Here is a 17,807-nt window from a genome sequence, read left to right as displayed (position 1 = left end):
CTCCTCGAAGGGTGGGGGATGGAGTCAGGCGGGCGACGCGGCGACGGCGGCGAGGTCCAGCTCGCCGGTGGCGACGCGGCGAACGACGTCGATCAGCAGGCGGCGCTCGACGGGCTTGATGCGATCGTGCAGCGAGTGCTCGTCGTCGCCGCGAAGGACGGGGACGCGCTCCTGCGCGAGGATCGGACCGCTGTCGACGCCATTGTCGACGATGATCACGCTCGCGCCGGTCTGCGACACGCCGGCTTCGAGCGCATCGCGCACGCCGTGCGCGCCCGGGAACTCGGGCAGATAGGCCGGATGGGTGTTCACGATCCGCGGCGACCACCCGTCGACGACGGTCGGGGGCAGCAGGCGCATCAGACCGCTCAGTACGACCAGATCCGGCTGCCATACCCGCAGCTGCGCGTCGAGCTCGTCGCCCCATTCCTCGCGGGTGTCGAACTGCACCCAGGGAACCATGAAGGTCGGGATGCCGTAGTCCTCGGCGTGTGCGAATCCATCGGCCTCGCGGTCGCCCCCGACGACGACGACGCGTGCCGGGAAGTCCGGCTCCGCCGCCGCGTCGAGCAGAGCCCGAAGATTCGACCCAGCGCCCGAGATGAGGACGGCGACCGTGAGCACGCGGCTAGTCTAGCGGCGCGTCCCGGCCGTCCCCGCCGCCGGCGTCGCTTCCGCTCTCCGGGGGGCCGGGAATGCGCGGGGCGTGCGTGATGCGCGGCAGCGTGGGAAAGGTGAACGGCTCGCGCGGCTCGCGCGGCTCGCGCAGGGCATCCGGGATCTGCTCCGTGGGCGAGTCGCGATCGTCGTCCGTCAGCGCTTCTTCTGCGCCCGCATCCGACTCGGTGCTGGTGCCCGCAGCCGCCGGCGTGGGCGCCGCCGGTGTGCGCGCTCGGCGGTGCGGGCGCGGCGAGATCAGCAGGATGCCGGCGCCGAGGACGACCTCGAGACCCACGGCGAGAGCGACCGGGCCGGGAGCGGGCCCGAGCACGGCGAGCCGGCCGGGGCCGAGGGAACCCGATGCCGCAGCGGCCAGGAACGCCGCTCCGCCGGCCGACAGCACGGCGATTCCGATGGTGATGACGAGCCGCACACCGAGGGGATCGGGTGGCGCGTCCGGCGTCGGCACCGGCGATGCCGCGAGCAGTCCGGCGAGCGCGGACGTGCGAGCAGTGTCGGGGGCGGACGGCATCGGCGCTGCGACGGGTGCGTCCTGCGGTTGTGCCGTCGCCGCCGTCGGAGCGCCGACGCCGGCGAGACGCGACCGCGCGATCCAGCCTGCCAGGGCGCCGAGGGCGACCGGCGCCAGGGCGAGCAGCAGCAGCCACGGGGTGGTCGACTCGGGGAGGATGCCGAGCAGCGGGAGCCCCGGCACGACGCCGAGCTGGGTGCCCGCGGGCGAGACGGACGTCCCCGCGCCGACGGTGAAACCGGGACCCGCGACGAATGCGAGGCCCCACACGACCAGCGTCGGCACATAGGCCAGCTGTGCGAGCGTCACCACCGTCGCCCCGAGCACGTCGAGATGCGCGGTCTCGTACAGGGCGATGATGTCGCCTGCCTTGAGGATCAGCGCGACGGCCGTGAGAAGCGCGCCGACTCCCACGAGCCCGGCGACGACCACCGCGGTTCCGCGCGCGATCAGTCCCGGCGCAGCGCCCCACCCGCCCCGCACGGCCTCGACGCGATCGCGCAGCCGGGCGACTGCGCCGGTGCCGGCCTCGCGCCATTCCGTCACCACGGCCGCGACGAGGGCCGGCAGGGCGAAGACCGCCGTGGGCAGCAGCACCGCCTGCCATGGTCTCGACGCGGCGACGTCGTTGGCCGACGTGAATGCGACGAGCGTGCTGAGCGCCGCCACCACCAGCGAGCCCGCCACGACCCCGGTGAGCCAGGCCTCCGCCCGGGACGCCCGCGCTCCGGAACGAGCGGCGAAGATCGCGGTGAACCCGGCGAACGCGAGCGGAGCGAGAGAGAGGGTGAAGGATGCCGCGGCAGGATCGATGCCGGTGGAGGCGATGTAGCCCGCCGGGATCGTGATCGCGAGGGGGACGAGGTTGCCGAGCTGCCAGATCGCGGCGCTCGCCGGCCAGAGAGAGCTCCAGTCGGCGCCGCCGAGTCCGAACATCCAGAGCAGGGTGAGCGGCGCGACGACGGCCGCGAGGCCGACCGCCACCGCGATGGCGGCGTCGACGGCGGCAAGGAGGGCGACGATGAGGCGATGCATGCGCCATCGACCCTAACCGAGCCGCACCTCGCGCCTGCCGACCGCTGCGGCGCGGCATCCGCTCCGCGTTCTTTCACGACCCGCCCGAACCGATAACGTCATCCTCGGAGGTCACACATGAGCACAGCGCCGTCGTCCGGAACCGGCACCACCGACGCCGTCGAACCACCTGAGGCGCGCAACGGCTTCGATCGGTTCTTCGAGATAACCAGACGCGGGTCGACGGTCGGCACCGAAGTCCGGGGCGGCCTCGTCACGTTCGTGACCATGGCGTACATCGTCATCCTGAACCCGATCATCCTGTCGAGCACGACGGATGTCGCCGGCAACAGCCTCGCCTTCCCGCAGGTCGCCGCCGTCACTGCGCTGACCGCCGGCGTCATGACGGTGCTGTTCGGCCTCGTGACGAGACTGCCGTTCGCCTTCGCCGCAGGGCTCGGGATCAACTCCTTCCTGGCGGTCTCCGTCGTCGGGCAGCTCACCTGGCCGGAGGCGATGGGACTCGTCGTCATCAACGGCCTCATCATCGTGCTGCTCGCGGCGACGGGTCTGCGGCGCATGATCTTCAACGCCGTCCCGATTCAGCTCAAGCTCGCGATCACGGTCGGCATCGGCCTGTTCATCGCGTTCATCGGATTCGTCGATGCGGGCTTCGTGACCTCGACCGGCACCGGCTCGCCTCCGGTCGGTCTCGGCATCAACGGATCGGTCGCCACCGTGCCCACGCTCGTCTTCGTCATCACGCTGCTGCTGACCGGCGTCCTGGTCGCGCGGAAGGTGAAGGGCGGCATCCTGATCGGGCTCGTGAGCGGCACGGTCATCGCGCTCGTCGTAGAGGCCATCTGGCACATCGGGCCGAAGCTCACCGACAAAGGCGTGAACCCCGGCGGGTGGGGACTGACCGTGCCGCAGCTTCCGACCTCGCTCGTCAGCATCCCCGATCTGTCGCTCGTCGGGAACGTCGACCTGTTCGGGGCGTTCGCCCGTATCGGGGTCCTCGCCGCGCTCATGCTCGTCTTCACCCTGGTCTTCACGAACTTCTTCGACGCGATGGGCACCATGACGGGCCTGTCGAAGGAGGCCGGGCTCGCCGACGAGAAGGGCGACTTCCCGCGCATCAAGTCGGCGCTCATCGTCGAGGGCGTGGGCGCGGTGGCCGGCGGCTACGCGTCGGCGTCGTCCAACACCGTGTTCATCGAGTCGGGGGCGGGCATCGGCGAGGGTGCTCGGACCGGTTTCGCGAATGTCGTGACCGGCGTGCTGTTCCTCGCCGCGATGTTCTTCACGCCGATCGTCTCGATCGTGCCGAGCGAGGTCGCGGCCGCAGCGCTCGTCATCGTCGGTGCGCTCATGATGTCGCAGATCAGGTTCATCGACTTCTCGGAGTTCTCGGTCCTGCTGCCGGTGTTCCTCGCGATCACGGTCATGCCGCTGACGTACTCGATCGCCAACGGCATCGGTGCGGGCTTCATCTCGTGGGTCGTCATCCGCTCGCTGTCGGGCAAGGCGAAGGAGATCAGCCCGCTGCTGTGGATCGTGGCGGCCGGCTTCCTGATCTATTTCGCGCGCGGCCCCGTCGAGACGCTGCTCGGCGGCTGAGACCGGGATACGAAGCGCGCGCCGGGTCAGCGCTCGATCGGATCGAGGAGGAAGATCGCGATCTGCCGGTCGGTCTTCGTCTGATAGACGTTGTAGTCCGGCCACACCTCGGCGGCACGGGCCCACCACTCCGCGCGCTCGTCACCCGCCAGTTCTCGAGCGCGGTAGTCGCGTTTGACCGGCCCGTCCTGCAGCTCGACGTGCGGATTCGCGCGGACGTTCCAGTACCACGCCGGCGGATCGGGATGCCCGCCTTTGGACGCGACGACGAGGTAGCGTCCGTCGTGCTCGACGCGCATGAGCGCGGTCTTGCGCAGCGCACCGCTCTTCGCACCGATGCTCGTGAGCACGATGATGGGCACCCCGCGCAGCAGATTCGCGTGCGCACCACCGGATGCCTCGTACGCTTCGGCCTGCTTGCGGGCCCAGTCGGATGTGGACGGCTTGTACTCTCCGGTCAACGGCATCTGTCCACCGTATCCCGCACTCGCTAGCATGTGGCCAATCGCATCGACGCGAACAGTGGGGGCGTCATGGCCGGCATCAACAGCTCTGCGGACATCGCGATAGGCGATCGGAACGTCCCCCCGGGGGCCGGCCCTGAGCCGTCCCCCTCACCACCCCCGCCCCCCGCGCCACCCGAGCCGGATGTGCTCGAACTGCGCGTCCACGGCGTGAACAACACGACCCCGGCGGCCCTGCTCGATGTGCCTGCGGACTCGGTGGAGCTGGCCTCGGGCGACAAGCTCGGATCGTTCTGGCAGTCTACGGCGAATCCTGCGGAGGGCAGGCACGGCCACGTCCCCCTCGGCATCCGGCGCGAGGCGTACTCGTGGGGCGGCATGGTGCGCACGACTCCCCAGTTCGGCGGATCCGGCACGGCGAGCAAGATCGCTGCCGTCGGTGCCAGGATCTTCTACGCGCTCATCCTGCCCTTCAGCATCGGGAACGCGGTGATCTGGTCGCGGCGCATCACCCAGCCAGGCGATTCGGGCGGGCGCAGGGTGTGGATCGCGATCACTGCGGGAATCGCCAGGCTGTTCGGCTTGATCCTCACGCTGCTGTTCACGACCACGCTGGTGACGCTGGCGATCGACATCGGTGCCCTGCAGTGCGCCGCGGATGCCACCAGGTGCGAGCCCTTGAAGGCGGTGTTCGAGCCGATGCAAGGGTGGAGCCCGGGCCAGCGCGTCGCGCTGCTGTCGCTCGTGCCCGTCGCGGCGATCGTCGTGCTGTGGATCATGAGCGCGGTGTCTCGACTGCGGTACGACGTGCTGCCGGGCATGGAGACCCATGTCGAGGAAGCCGGACCGGCCGACGACGTCGGCGCGGATGCCGATGGGCCGGCCGCGCCGCAGGATCAGGCGCCGATCCCGCCGCACCCCCCGGCGAGCGCGGTCCTCGCCGTGCCGGGCTTCTGGTCGAACCGGGTCACCCGTCATCTCGCCCGTGTGCACCTCGCCGGCGCCGTCGCTCTCGTCGCCGGCTTCGCGGGCGCCCAGGGCTCGCTGGGATGGCGCTCGAGCTGTGAAGGCGTGGATCTTTCCGCGTCGTGCCTGCCCACCGCCCAGGATCGCTGGTTCGTCACGTACGCGGTGCTCGCATGCGCCGCGGCGCTGCTGCTGCTGGCGTCCGCGGTGCTCGTCACGGTGATCCCCACGATGACGATCCAGCCCGAGGAGGAGCGAGGGGCGAAGTGGCCGAACACGATGAGCATCGTGCTGCTGACCCTCGCATTCGCCGTGCTCGCCGGCATCCTGATCCTCCTCGCATTCGGTCCCACCGCGCCGGACCTCATGAGTGGCGCCACCACGAAGGTCGACCGTCTGTACGGCGCCGGCAACGCGCCGCTGGTGCTCGTGGTCGCGGGGGCCGTGTGCGCGCTGAGCGGCGTCACCTGGCGGCCCGCGGCCGACCGGTGGAAGACGGCGTGGTCGGGGTGCGCTCCGGCCGTCTTCATGACGCTGGCGCTCGCGGTGGCGGCGGGCAGCAGCGCGATCGTGGTCGTGATGATCGGCGACTGGCTGAACGGCTCGAAGGGTCCCACCGCGCTCCTGGGCTGGACGAAGGGCGACGCTCCGGCCACCTCCGGACGGATCGACGTCCAGTGGACCGACTCGTCCGGCGCGACCGGGGAGACGACGATCGGCGGCCCGCCGACCGCGGCGCTGGATCTGCGGATCTCCCGCAGCTATGTCGCCCTCGGGGCGCTCATCCTCATCGGAGTCGTGGTGTCTGCGATGATCGTGACCGCGATCGCCTTCCTCCGCCCACGCGACGTGACCGCCCGGGCGTCGGCGTGGGATGCTCCGCCCGCCTCACCGATCCCGGTGCCCGGCGGCGGCGTGCTGCCGCCGTCCTCCAAGGCGCTCCTCTCGCGCATCGAGGCGAAGCGCCGCAGCGCTGCGCGCCTGCACCTGGTCGAACCTGCCGTGGGCGTCATCACGACGACACTCGCCATCGCCATCGTGCTGGCCGTCGTGTGGATCTGGTGGGCGACGACAACGGACGAGTCGCTGTGGTCGATCGGATCGAACGAGCAGTTCATCGTGAACATCCTCGACGTCGGGATGCTGGGCCTCACCGGCGTCGGCGCCCTGCTGGTCGCGGTGCTCGCCGCGGGAGCGAGCTCGGGCGGGACGCGCCCCCTCGGGATCGTCTGGGACATCGCCTGCTATCTGCCGCAGACGGGGCACCCGTTCGGGCCGCCGTGCTACGCCGAGCGGGCCGTGCCCGAGATCGCGGGACGCCTGAACGCGTGGCTGCGCCGGCCCGAGCGGCGCGCCGTACTCGCGGCGCACAGCATGGGCGGCGTCCTCGCCGTCTCGAGCCTGGCGCTGCTCGCGAGCGTCGCGAGCACGCGGACCCAGCTCACGCGGATCTCGCTGCTCACCTTCGGCGTGCAGCTGCGGCCGTTCTTCGGCCGGATGCTTCCCGAGCTGCTCGGCCCCGCCGTGTTCGGGGTGGAGCCGGCGCATCGGCCACGCCTGTGGAGTCGCGACCCGTGGAGCGCCGACTTCCACGCGCAGCGCGACGCCCCCGCGCCCGGGCAGTTCGTCCTGTCGACCGAGCAGCCGGCGGTCGGCCGCCTGAGCGGGACGATGGTCAGCGAGGGCACCGACTTCGGAACCCCGGTCCGCTGGGTGAGCCTCTGGCGAGCCAGCGACTTCCTCGGATTCCCCGCCATGAGCACCGTCCGAGCCGCGGCGGGCGGCGGCTGGCGCAACGACATCGACCGCTACGCCGGGGAACTGGACACCACCGGGTACATGGTCAGCGTCGGAACGCACGGCGAGTATTACCGCGCCACGGCCTATGACGAGGCGCTGCGCCAGCTCGCCGGCATCCCGCCTGCGGCCCCGGGGCCGTGACGAGAGGGCGGATGTCGCGACCCATGGCTGCGGCATCCGCCCTCGTCTGCGGTCTAGAGCCCGTGGATGATGTCACGCATCAGGTCGGCCGTCTCGGACGGCGTCTTGCCGACCTTGACCCCGGCGGCCTCGAGGGCCTCCTTCTTGGCCTGCGCGGTGCCTGCGGAGCCCGAGACGATGGCGCCGGCGTGGCCCATCGTCTTGCCCTCCGGTGCCGTGAAGCCGGCGACGTAGCCCACGACGGGCTTGGTGACATTCGCCTTGATGAAGTCGGCCGCCCGCTCTTCGGCGTCGCCCCCGATCTCGCCGATCATCACGATCGCCTTGGTCTCGGGGTCGGCCTCGAAAGCCGCGAGCGCGTCGATGTGGGTCGTGCCGATGACGGGGTCTCCGCCGATGCCGATGGCCGTCGAGAAGCCGATCTCGCGCAGCTCGTACATCATCTGATACGTCAGCGTGCCCGACTTCGAGACGAGACCGATGGGACCTTTGCCGGTGATGTTGGCGGGCGTGATCCCGACGAGCGCCTCGTCCGGCGTGATGATGCCGGGGCAGTTGGGGCCGATGATGCGGGTCGTGTTGCCCTTGGACTGCGCGTAGGCCCATGCCTCGGCGGTGTCGCCGACGGGCACGCCCTCGGTGATGACGACCAGCAGCGGGATCTCGGCGTCGATCGCCTCGACCATGGCGCTCTTGGTGAAGGCGGGCGGGACGAAGGCGATCGAGACGTCGGCGCCGGTCTCGGCGATGGCCTCCGCGACGGTCGCGAACACCGGCAGCTCGACGGGCTTGCCGTCCTGGTCGGTGTGCAGCACGGTGGTGCCCGCCTTGCGGGCGTTGACGCCCCCGACGACCTGCGTGCCGGCCTTGAGCATCAGCGCGGTGTGCTTGGTGCCTTCGCCGCCGGTGATGCCCTGGACGATGACCTTGGAGTCCTTGTCAAGAAAAATCGACACTGTTCGTTCCGTCCTTATGCGTTCGCGAGCTCGGCGGCCTTGTCGGCGCCTTCGTCCATGGTCTCGGCGAGGGTGACGAGCGGGTGGTTCGCATCGCGCAGGATCGCGCGCCCCTCATCCACCTTGTTGCCGTCGAGGCGGACGACGAGCGGCTTGGTCGCGGTCGAGCCGAGCTCCGCGAGTGCGCCGACGATGCCCTTGGCGACGGCATCGCACGCGGTGATCCCGCCGAAGACGTTCACGAACACGCTCTTGACCTGCGGGTCGCCGAGGATGACGTCCAGGCCCGCTGCCATGACCTCTGCCGAGGCGCCGCCGCCGATGTCGAGGAAGTTGGCGGGCTTCACGCCGCCGTGGTTCTCGCCTGCGTAGGCGACGACGTCCAGGGTCGACATCACGAGCCCCGCACCGTTGCCGATGACGCCCACCTGGCCGTCGAGCTTCACGTAGTTGAGGTCGTTCGCCTTGGCCTTCGCCTCGAGCGGGTCGGCGGCATCCTTGTCCTCGAGCAGCGCGTGCCCGGCGTGGCGGAAGTCGGCGTTCTCGTCGAGCGTGACCTTGCCGTCGAGCGCGATGACCTCGCCCTCCTCGGTCAGCACCAGCGGGTTGACCTCGACGAGCGTCGCGTCCTCCTTCTTGTAGACCGTGTAGAGCTTGACGAACACGTCGCTGACCTTGTCGACGAGCTCGGGGGCGAAGCCCGCCGCCTCGGCGATCTCGACCGCCTTCTGCTTGTCGATGCCGGTGAGCGGATCGACCGCGACCCGCGCCAGGGCCTCGGGGCGCTCCACCGCGAGCTCCTCGATCTCCATGCCGCCCTCGACGCTGCACAACGACAGGTATGCGCGGTTGGCGCGATCGAGCAGCACCGAGAAGTAGTACTCCTTGTCGATGCGGGCACCCTGCGCAACCATGACCCGCTTGACGACGTGGCCCTTGATGTCGAGCCCGAGGATCGCCTTGGCGGCCTCGTACGCCTCGTCGGGCGTCTTGGCGACCTTCACGCCGCCCGCCTTGCCGCGGCCGCCGGTCTTGACCTGCGCCTTCACGACGACGACGCCGCCGATCTTCTCGGCCGCCGCCCGCACCTCTTCCGGCGTATCGGCGACGATGCCGGCGAGCACCGGCACCTCGTACTTCTCGAAAAGATCACGTGCCTGGTACTCGAACAGATCCACAGTGCCGTCCTTCGCTGGGGCGATGGGGGATGACGCGAAAAGCGTCTTGATGTCGAGACAACTCGACCAATCCCCCAGCCTACTACCGCCCCGCGCGCCACCCTGACGGCCCGGGTCTAGGCTCATGTCGACATGAGCGAGACACCCTCCGCGTCCGCCGCGAGCACCGACGTCGTGGCCGCGGCGCTCGAGCTGTTCGAGCGGCAGGGATTCGAGGCGACTTCGGTGGAGCAGATCGCTCAGGCGGCCGGGGTCTCGCGCAGCACGTTCTTCCGTCAGTTCGGCGGCAAGGAGGATGTCGTCTTCGCCGACCACGAGGTGCTGCTGGACGAGCTGCGCGAGTGGCTGGCCGTGGGTCACCGCGATCCCTGGGTGGCCGTGTGCGAGGCATCCGAACGGGTGTTCCGGCACTTCGCCGCCGACCCCGAGGTCGCCCGTCGCCGGTACCGCGTGGTGCGGCAGGTGCCCGCGCTGCGCGAGCGCGAGATCGTGACCGTGTTCCGCTACGAGCGCCTCTTCGACGAGTACCTCCGCTCCGCCGTGCCCGGGCTCGACCCGCTCGACGCGGTGGGCTTCGCGGCACTCGTGACCGCCGTCCACAACCACGTGCTGCGCCGGCTGCTGCGCGGGAACCGCGTGCGCCCCGGTGTGCTGCGAGCGGCATTCGACGATGTGCTCCGCCGCTACGGCGTGCATCCCGACGAGGTGGATGCCGCCGCGGACGACATCGTCGTCGCGGTATTCCCCAGGCGGATGCCCCCAGCCGAGGTGTCGCGACGGCTCCAGGACCGCCTCGGCTGACGTCGAAAGATCACCCGGATCACCGGCCGTTTCACCCCCGAACGCCATACCCCACGGCGTATCGTCATGCCATGAGCACTGTGGACACCTCCCCATCCGCACCGTGGTTCACCCAGGACGCCGACGCCGTCATAGCCGTGCTGGAAACCGACCGGGAACGCGGGCTGACTCAGGCCGAGGCGGCGCGCCGGCTGGCCGAGCACGGGCCCAACGCCATCGCCGCCGAGAAGCCGCCGTCGCTCTGGCAGGTGTCGCTCAGCCAGCTCGCCGATCCGATGAACGTCATGCTCGTCATCGTCGCGGTCATCAGCCTCCTGATCGGCCAGCTCAGTGTCGGCATCGTGGTCGGCGGGCTTGTGATCCTGAACGTGTTCCTCGGTGCCAGCCAGGAGATGAAGGCCAAGGCATCCGTCGACGCGCTGTCGAAGATGCAGATCCCCCAGGCCAAGGTCTTCCGCGACGGCAGCCTGCTGCAGGTGCCCTCGACCGACGTCGTGCCCGGCGACATCGTCTCCATCGAAGCCGGCGACATCGTGCCGGCGGACGGTCGGATCCTGCGCTCGGCGACTCTCGAGACGCAGGAGGCGGCTCTCACCGGAGAGAGCGCGCCGATCCCGAAGGATGCCGCGACCATCGCCGACCCCGAGACGACTCTCGGCGACCGGGCGAACTCGGTGTTCCAGAACACGCAGGTCACCAGAGGCACCGCGACGGTCGTCATCACCGACACCGGCATGACCACCCAGATGGGCCAGATCGCGTCGATGCTGTCGTCCGTGAAGCAGGCGAAGTCGCCGCTTCAGCGCGAACTCGACTCCCTGACCGGCGTCCTCGGCTGGATCGCATGGGGTGCGGTGGCGGTCATCATCATCTTCGGGCTGGTGCGCGGCCAGCCGCTCGCATCGGTGATCCTCCTCGGCATCTCGATGGCCATCTCGGCGATCCCGACCGGCATGCCCTCGTTCGTGCAGGCCATGCTCTCGTTCGGGTCGCGGCAGCTCGCCGAGCACAACGCGGTCGTGAAGAACCTCACTGATGTCGAGACCCTGGGCGCGACATCCGCCATCAACTCCGACAAGACCGGCACGCTCACGATGAACGAGATGACCGTCGAGTCGCTCTACTTCGGGGGTGAGTGGTACTCCGTCTCGGGCAACGGGTATGAGAAGACCGGCGAGATCCGCCGGGTCGCGGGCGCGCCGAACCCCGACTTCACGAATCTTGCCCTCGGACTCACCCTCTGCAGCGACGCCACCGTGTCCGACGATGGTGTCGTCGTCGGAGACCCGACAGAGGCCGCGCTCATCGTGCTCGCGGCGAAGATGGGGGCGGATGCCGAGCTCAGCCGCGCCAAGTACCCGCGGGCTGCCGAAGTGCCTTTCGACTCCGCCTACAAGTTCATGGGCACGTACCACGAGGTGGAGGAGGACGGCGCGAAGCAGCTGATCCTGCTCGTCAAGGGCGGTCCGGATGTCGTGCTCGACCGCTGCTCGATGGTCTCGACGGCCGACGGCCCGGTGTCGATCGACAAGGCCCGCCAAACGATCCTCGATGCCAACCGCGAGCTGTCGGAGCAGGGGCTTCGCGTGCTCGCGTTCGCTGTCCGCCGGTTCGGGGCGGGTGGCGCGGTGCCGGCGGATCCGATGGACGGTGTGGCGGACTTGACCCTCGTCGGTCTCGTCGGCATCATCGACCCGCTCCGCCCCTCCTCGAAGGAAGCGGTGCGCATCGCGCACGAAGCGGGCATCGAGGTCCGCATGATCACTGGCGACCACGCCATCACTGCTGCGGCGATCGGCGCGAAGCTCGGCCTCGGCCCCGGGGCCGCGAGCGGTGCCGACATCCAGGCGATGAGCGACGACGAGCTCAAGTCGGCACTGCCGAACCTGCACGTGTTCGGTCGCGTGACGCCGGAGGACAAGCTGCGCCTGGCCCGCCTGATGCAGGAGAACGGGGATGTCGTCGCCATGACCGGCGACGCCGTGAACGATGCGGCCGCCCTCAAGCAGGCCGACATCGGCGTCGCGATGGGCTCGGGCAGCGAGGTCACCAAGCAGGCCGGGAAGATGATCCTCGTCGACGACAACTTCGGCACCCTGGTCACTGCCGTCAAGCTCGGCCGCGCGATCTACGACAAGATCGTCAGCTACGTCCGCTACCAGATGTCGCAGCTGTTCTCGCTCGTGCTGCTGTTCCTCGTCGCGAGCATCTTCGACATCAACAACGGCGTGCCGCTGACGCCGATCATGATCCTGTTCCTCAACTTCTTCATCTCGATCTTCCCGGTCATCGTGATCCTGCTCGACCCGGTGCCGGATGGCATCATGCTGAAGCCGCCGCGCGACCCGAAGAAGACGATCGCCAACGGCGGAGCGGTCACCCTCTGGTTCATCTACGGCGGCCTGCTGTTCCTCATGACGCTCATCCCCCTCCTGATCTACCCCGACCAGCTGAGCTCCACCGAGCCCAACGTGCCGGTCACGATGACGTTCGTGATCGCCGCCTTCGGAGCGGTCCTCGGCGGTCTCGCCATGCGGCGGGATCCCGAGCCCGGTCTCACGGCGCCGATCCTCGCGGCGGTGAAGTGGCTCTCGATCCCGATCGCGCTCACGGTGGCCGCGGTCGAGCTCGGCTTCCTTCAGAGGCTCGTCGGGACGGTGTCGCTGGACCGTCGGCAGTGGCTGATCTGCATCGGCCTGGCGCTCGTCGTGCCCATCTTCGTCGAGGTCGAGAAGTGGCTCCGCCGCGCGCGGATCGCGCGGCGGGCCCGGATGACGCACGCCTGAGCTGCGGCCGAACAGATCGTGGCGCGAGTCGGTGGGTTCGACGTCGCACACCGAAGGGACTCAGATGCGGGGAAGTACGCGGATGCGGCGCGCGGCGGCGATCGTCGCCATCGCACTCTCGGCATCCATGCTCGCCGCGTGCGACGGCTCGATCACCCTGCCGACCGCCCTGCCGTCGGTCTCGCCGACGGTCGCGCTTCCCACGGCATTGCCGACACCCGAGGTGCCCACACCGACGGCTGAGGCGACCCGGACGCCGCTGCCCCGGCCCACGAGGACTCCCCTGCCGATCCCGACGCCGACCGATTCTCCTGAGCCGACGCCGACCAGCGCCCCCGAGCCGACTCCGACCAGCGTCCCCGAGCCGACTCCGACCGCTCCGTCGCCGCCGACCCCGAGTGCGACTCCGTCAGCCGGTGTCGTGCCGACCGCTGAGCCGAGCGCGACCCCGACACCGAGTCCGACGACGACGCCGACCCCGACGCCCGAGGTGACGACTCCCGCGCCGACGCCCACCTCGGAGGCAGGCAGCGACGCCGAACAGGCGGCCACAGCCTGGTGGCCATGGCTGGTGGCGCTGGTGCTGTTGATCGCCGGCATCGTGTTCTTCGTCTTCTACCGACGCCGCACGCGGGCCAGGGCAGCCGACACCCCGCCCGACGCGACGCCGCCGGACGCGGGAGACGACGGCCCGGTCTGACCGGCGTCCAGCCACCCGCGCAAACCGCACGGTCGGTATGCTGTCCGAGCGCAACACCGCTCGATGAGGAGGACCGTGTGCAGATCGTCGGGGCCGTGCTCGAACGCTCCGGAGCGGCGGCGCCCTTCAGCCAGTCCCGGCCCTTCACGGTAGGGGCGCTCACGCTCGATCCGCCGCGCCGCGGCGAGCTGCTCGTGCGGATCGAAGCCGCCGGAATCTGCCATTCCGATCTCAGCGTCGTCGACGGCAACCGGGTGCGTCCGACGCCGATGCTGCTCGGCCACGAGGCGGCCGGAATCGTCGAGGAGGTCGGCGACGGGGTGATGGATGTCGCACCCGGCGACCGCGTCGTCATGACGTTCCTGCCCCGCTGCGGTGAATGCGCCGGATGCCGGACCGGCGGCCGCCTCCCCTGCGAGATCGGCACCGCCGCGAACAGCACCGGAACGCTCGTCGCGGGCAGCACGCGCCTGCACCGCACTCTCGGCGACGGCACGTTGCAGGACGTGCACCACCACCTCGGGGTGAGCGCGTTCGCCACGCACGCGGTGGTCAGCCGCACGTCGGTCGTTCCCGTCGACGCCGACGTGCCGCCCGAGATCGCCGCCCTCCTCGGCTGCGCCGTGCTCACCGGCGGTGGTGCCGTCGTCAACGCGGGCCGTCCCGAGCCGGGTGACCGTGTCATCGTCGTCGGTCTCGGTGGAGTCGGGATGGCGGCGCTCCTGGTCGCCGTCGCGTTCGGTCATGAGGTGGTCGGCGTGGATGCCGTCGCGGCGAAGCTCGAGCTGGCGCACGAGCTCGGCGCCGCGGATTCCTTCAGCCCGGCGGCGGCCGCCGAGCGCGGCATCCGGGCCCCTGTCGTGATCGAGGCGGCGGGTTCGGCGCGCGCGTTCGAGACGGCGATCGCGCTGACCGCTGCGGGCGGGAAGACGGTGACCGTGGGCCTGCCGGCTCCGGACGCGCGCGCGAGCGTGTCGCCGCTGCAGCTGACGGCCGAGGCACGTACGGTCGTCGGCAGCTACCTCGGCTCGGCGGTCCCGAGTCGAGACATCCCGCGGTACGTCGACCTCTGGCGCGCGGGACGTCTGCCCCTCGAACGCCTCGTGACGTCGCACGTCGCACTCGAGCAGATCGACCAGGCCATGGACCGGCTCGCCGCTGGCGGCGAGCTGCGCCAGCTCATCCGGTTCGAAGGGAACACCTCATGACCCGAACCGCCATCGTGACGGGCGCCGCGCGCGGGATCGGCGCAGCGACCGCCGTCCGCCTCGCCGCAGACGGCAACGCCGTCGCCGTCCTCGACCTCGACGCCGATGCCTGCGCCGCGACCGTCGACGCGATCACACAGGCGGGCGGCCGTGCGATCGCCGTCGGCGCGAACGTCGCGGACGCGACAGCCGTGGCGGATGCCGTCGCCCGCGTCGACGCCGAGCTCGGCGCCCCGACGATCCTCGTGAACAACGCCGGGATCATCCGCGACAACCTGCTGTTCAGGATGAGCGAGGACGACTGGGACGCGGTCATGGCGGTCCATCTGCGGGGGGCGTTCCTGATGTCGCGTGCCGTGCAGGCGCACCAGGTCGCCGCGGGCTGGGGCCGGATCGTCAACCTCTCGAGCACCTCCGCGCTCGGAAACCGTGGCCAGGCGAACTACGCCGCCGCGAAGGCCGGCATGCAGGGGCTGACGAAGACCCTCGCGCTCGAGCTCGGCCGTTACGGCGTGACGGCGAACGCCGTCGCACCGGGCTTCATCGTCACCGACATGACCCGCCAGACCGCCGAGCGGGTCGGGATGGGGTTCGACGACTTCATCGCCGCGCGGGCCGCCGAGGTCCCGGTGGGCCGCGCAGGCCACCCCGACGACATCGCGGCGGCGGTGTCGTTCTTCTGCTCGGACGAGGCCGGGTTCGTCTCCGGTCAGGTGCTCTACGTGTCGGGCGGTCCGCGAGCGTGACCATCGTCGTCGATTCGCCGGAAGGACTCGTGGATGCTGTGGGCCGGCGCGCCGCGGGTGAATGGTTCCTGATCGACCGCGCCCGGATCGCGGCGTTCGCCGACGCCACGGACGACTGGCAGTGGATCCACCTCGACGCCGAGCGCGCGGCATCCGGCCCCTTCGGAACGACCATCGCGCACGGCTACCTCACACTCTCGCTCCTCCCCCGCCTCACCGTGGGGCTGCTGTCGGTCGGCGGCACGGAGATGATCGTCAACTACGGCCTGGACCGCGTGCGGTTCCTCCAGCCGGTTCCCGTCGGCTCCCGGCTGCGCGCCGTGACCGAGATCGCGGCAGTCGATCCGAGCACGAAGGGGTACCGGGTCTCGCTGCACACCACCGTCGAGCTCCAAGGCTCACCGCGCCCCGCGCTCGTCGCCGAGACGATCGGCCTGTTCGTCCCCGCCCGGTAGATCGTCACCGAGCGGGGACGACGACCGTGGCGCAACGAATCGGCGAACGTTGCACCTCCGGAGCGGCCGTTGGGTAGAGTTCCCGCTATGACCACGACCATGCCCGCGGTGGTCACGATCGCCACGGCCGGTGTGCAGGCCGCTCCTTCCTGGCTGTCCGAACGGCTCGCCGACGGCGCGCACGACGACGCCCGCCGCGCGTTCGATGCCGCACGCGAGGCCTTCATCTCGTCCCGCCGCATCGACATGGGGGCGCTGGCCGCCTCGCTCGGCGTCGATCGCACGTCGCTGTTCCGATGGGTCGGGAACCGCGACGCGCTCCTGAGCGAAGTGCTGTGGTCGCTCGCAGTGCCCACGCTCGTCCAGGCCGACCACGCGAACGAATGGCATTCGGGCGGCCCGCGCGTCGCCGGCATCCTGACCCATTTCGTGGACGACCTCATCACAGCTCGCTACTTCCGCGACTTTCTGCGCCGCGAGCCGGCACGGGCGCTGCGACTGCTCACGACGAAGGAGAGCCCGATCCAGCGCCGCCATGTGGCCACCGCCGAGTGGCTCGTTCGCCGCGATCTCGGAGAAGCGCCGCTGGGCGGCGCGATCGACCCCGCCGGCCTCGCATACCTTCTGGTCCGCACGTCCGAGTCCTTCACGTACGCCGATCTGATCTCAGGCGACAACCCCAGCGCGGAGCGCGCTCGCGTCGCGTTCCGGCTGCTGCTGCGCGTCGACGGCTGAACGGCCCGCAGACCAACCGCGAGGAGACCCATGACTTCCTATCCCGTGCGCCTGCCGTTCGCCACGCGATGGAACGACAACGACCAGTACGGCCATCTCAACAACGCGGTCTACTACGAGGCGATGGATACCGCGGCAAACTCCTGGATGATCCGCGCCGCCGGCCTCGATCCCCTCGGAGACGCCGCGATCGCGCTGTGCGCCGCATCCTCGTGCGAGTTCCGCTCGTCCGCAGCCTTTCCCGAACCGCTCGAGGTGGGGCTCGCGGTGGAGCGGCTCGGCACGACGAGCGTGACGTGGGCTCTCGGCATCCTGCGTCCTGACGAAGACGACCCCATCGCGACAGGCCGTTTCGTTCACGTGTTCGTGGATGCCGAGACCCGCCGCCCGACGCCGGTTCCGGCGGCGATGCGATCGGCCATCGAGGTGCAGCTGCTTCGTCCGTGACGACGGCTGTCACCGGCCGCACAACCGGGGTGGCCGCGCCACCGCCGCGAGCGTCGAAGTCCCGACACGGGGGGGCCGCGCCACCGCGGAGAGCGCCGTTGTGCCCCCGTCACTGCAGGCAGAACTCATTGCCTTCGGGATCGCGCAGCTGATAGTAGACATCCGGCCAGGGTCCCCAGGTCTGGTCGACGAAGCGCACAACCTCGGCGCCGAGCGCGACGAGGCGGTCCTTCTCCGCCTCGAGTTGGTCTCGCGTGGGACGGCGGCCGGGGGTGGCCTGGATGTCGAGGTGCAGCCTGTTGCGGCTGGATTTCGGAGCCGACGCATGGTGGAAGAACAGGCGCGGCCCGACGCCGTCCGGATCCTCGGCCAGGCCTCGGTGCGTGAGGTCCTCTTCGGTGAGACCCGATGCGAGCAGCTCGCTCTTGAGGGGCTCCTCCCAGTCGACGGGCGGGTAGCCGAAGACCTCGGCCCAGAAGCGCGAGAGCCGTCGGGGATCGTCCGCGTAGAAGGTGATGTTGCCGAGTTTCGACGTCATAGGTTGTTCCCTCCTCTTTCCCCGGTCGTGTCTGACTCGCGGCCCACCATAGAGCCCCCG

Annotated in this window: 16 protein-coding genes; 9 read left to right on the top strand and 7 right to left on the bottom strand. The window is 70.2% G+C overall.

What is annotated here, in order from left to right:
- Nucleotides 1-24 precede the first annotated feature (24 nt).
- Complete coding sequence (purN, locus tag ABD212_RS01890) at nt 25-624, bottom strand: phosphoribosylglycinamide formyltransferase (protein WP_344090611.1); 600 nt, start codon at nt 622-624, stop codon at nt 25-27.
- Nucleotides 625-628: 4 nt separating this feature from the next.
- Complete coding sequence (locus ABD212_RS01885) at nt 629-2,227, bottom strand: cell division protein PerM (protein ID WP_344090609.1); 1,599 nt, start codon at nt 2,225-2,227, stop codon at nt 629-631.
- 117 nt (nt 2,228-2,344) lie between these two features.
- Here ABD212_RS01885 and ABD212_RS01880 point away from each other — a divergent pair, with 117 nt between their 5' ends.
- Nucleotides 2,345-3,826: an NCS2 family permease gene (locus ABD212_RS01880; protein WP_344090607.1), complete on the top strand. Its 1,482-nt coding sequence runs from the start codon at nt 2,345-2,347 to the stop codon at nt 3,824-3,826.
- Nucleotides 3,827-3,852: 26 nt separating this feature from the next.
- Here ABD212_RS01880 and ABD212_RS01875 read toward each other — a convergent pair whose 3' ends face one another.
- Nucleotides 3,853-4,293: a nitroreductase family deazaflavin-dependent oxidoreductase gene (locus tag ABD212_RS01875; RefSeq protein ID WP_344090605.1), complete on the bottom strand. Its 441-nt coding sequence runs from the start codon at nt 4,291-4,293 to the stop codon at nt 3,853-3,855.
- Between the two features lie 66 nt (nt 4,294-4,359).
- Here ABD212_RS01875 and ABD212_RS01870 point away from each other — a divergent pair, with 66 nt between their 5' ends.
- Nucleotides 4,360-7,197 carry a hypothetical protein gene (locus ABD212_RS01870; RefSeq protein ID WP_344090603.1) on the top strand — a complete coding sequence of 946 codons (2,838 nt, stop codon included), beginning with the start codon at nt 4,360-4,362 and terminating at the stop codon, nt 7,195-7,197.
- Between the two features lie 53 nt (nt 7,198-7,250).
- Here the strand turns inward: ABD212_RS01870 and sucD are convergent, their stop codons facing one another.
- Together sucD and sucC are read right to left on the bottom strand one after the other, a co-directional pair.
- The gene (sucD, locus tag ABD212_RS01865; RefSeq protein WP_344090601.1) at nt 7,251-8,153 is read right to left on the bottom strand and encodes a succinate--CoA ligase subunit alpha; all 903 of its coding nucleotides are present in this window, start codon (nt 8,151-8,153) and stop codon (nt 7,251-7,253) included.
- Between the two features lie 14 nt (nt 8,154-8,167).
- A complete protein-coding gene (gene sucC, locus ABD212_RS01860; RefSeq protein WP_344090599.1) occupies nt 8,168-9,331 on the bottom strand; it encodes an ADP-forming succinate--CoA ligase subunit beta in 1,164 nt (387 codons plus the stop codon).
- Between the two features lie 132 nt (nt 9,332-9,463).
- Here sucC and ABD212_RS01855 point away from each other — a divergent pair, with 132 nt between their 5' ends.
- Both ABD212_RS01855 and ABD212_RS01850 read left to right on the top strand, forming a co-directional pair.
- Entirely contained in the window at nt 9,464-10,132 is a 669-nt protein-coding gene (locus tag ABD212_RS01855) for a TetR/AcrR family transcriptional regulator (protein WP_344090597.1), read from the top strand.
- Between the two features lie 71 nt (nt 10,133-10,203).
- Nucleotides 10,204-12,918, top strand: a complete 2,715-nt coding sequence (locus ABD212_RS01850; protein WP_344090595.1) for a cation-translocating P-type ATPase — start codon at nt 10,204-10,206, stop codon at nt 12,916-12,918.
- Between the two features lie 60 nt (nt 12,919-12,978).
- On the opposite strand, the gene ABD212_RS01845 is transcribed toward ABD212_RS01850, so the two are convergent.
- On the bottom strand, nt 12,979-13,518 hold the full coding sequence (locus tag ABD212_RS01845) for a hypothetical protein (protein ID WP_344090593.1): 540 nt from the start codon (nt 13,516-13,518) through the stop codon (nt 12,979-12,981).
- 177 nt (nt 13,519-13,695) lie between these two features.
- On the opposite strand from ABD212_RS01845, the gene ABD212_RS01840 reads away from it, so the two are divergent.
- The 5 genes from ABD212_RS01840 to ABD212_RS01820 all read left to right on the top strand — a co-directional run bounded on the left by ABD212_RS01840 (nt 13,696) and on the right by ABD212_RS01820 (nt 17,209).
- On the top strand, nt 13,696-14,826 hold the full coding sequence (locus tag ABD212_RS01840) for an alcohol dehydrogenase catalytic domain-containing protein (RefSeq protein ID WP_344090592.1): 1,131 nt from the start codon (nt 13,696-13,698) through the stop codon (nt 14,824-14,826).
- Nucleotides 14,823-15,572 carry an SDR family oxidoreductase gene (locus tag ABD212_RS01835; protein WP_344090590.1) on the top strand — a complete coding sequence of 250 codons (750 nt, stop codon included), beginning with the start codon at nt 14,823-14,825 and terminating at the stop codon, nt 15,570-15,572. Before ABD212_RS01840 ends, ABD212_RS01835 begins: the two co-directional genes overlap by 4 nt.
- Nucleotides 15,569-16,027 (top strand): MaoC family dehydratase, encoded by a 459-nt coding sequence (locus ABD212_RS01830; protein WP_344090588.1) that lies wholly within the window; start codon nt 15,569-15,571, stop codon nt 16,025-16,027. Before ABD212_RS01835 ends, ABD212_RS01830 begins: the two co-directional genes overlap by 4 nt.
- Nucleotides 16,028-16,114: 87 nt before the next feature.
- Nucleotides 16,115-16,762 carry a QsdR family transcriptional regulator gene (locus tag ABD212_RS01825; RefSeq protein WP_344090586.1) on the top strand — a complete coding sequence of 216 codons (648 nt, stop codon included), beginning with the start codon at nt 16,115-16,117 and terminating at the stop codon, nt 16,760-16,762.
- Nucleotides 16,763-16,792: 30 nt separating this feature from the next.
- On the top strand, nt 16,793-17,209 hold the full coding sequence (locus ABD212_RS01820) for an acyl-CoA thioesterase (RefSeq protein WP_344090583.1): 417 nt from the start codon (nt 16,793-16,795) through the stop codon (nt 17,207-17,209).
- Nucleotides 17,210-17,318: 109 nt separating this feature from the next.
- On the opposite strand, the gene ABD212_RS01815 is transcribed toward ABD212_RS01820, so the two are convergent.
- Complete coding sequence (locus ABD212_RS01815) at nt 17,319-17,747, bottom strand: VOC family protein (protein WP_344090581.1); 429 nt, start codon at nt 17,745-17,747, stop codon at nt 17,319-17,321.
- Between the last annotated feature and the right edge of the window lie 60 nt (nt 17,748-17,807).

The organism is Microbacterium deminutum (genome assembly GCF_039530205.1).
Classification (GTDB): Bacteria; Actinomycetota; Actinomycetes; order Actinomycetales; family Microbacteriaceae; genus Microbacterium; species Microbacterium deminutum.
Note: the sequence above shows the minus strand (reverse complement) of the source record. Positions and strands in the feature narration are given on the sequence as shown.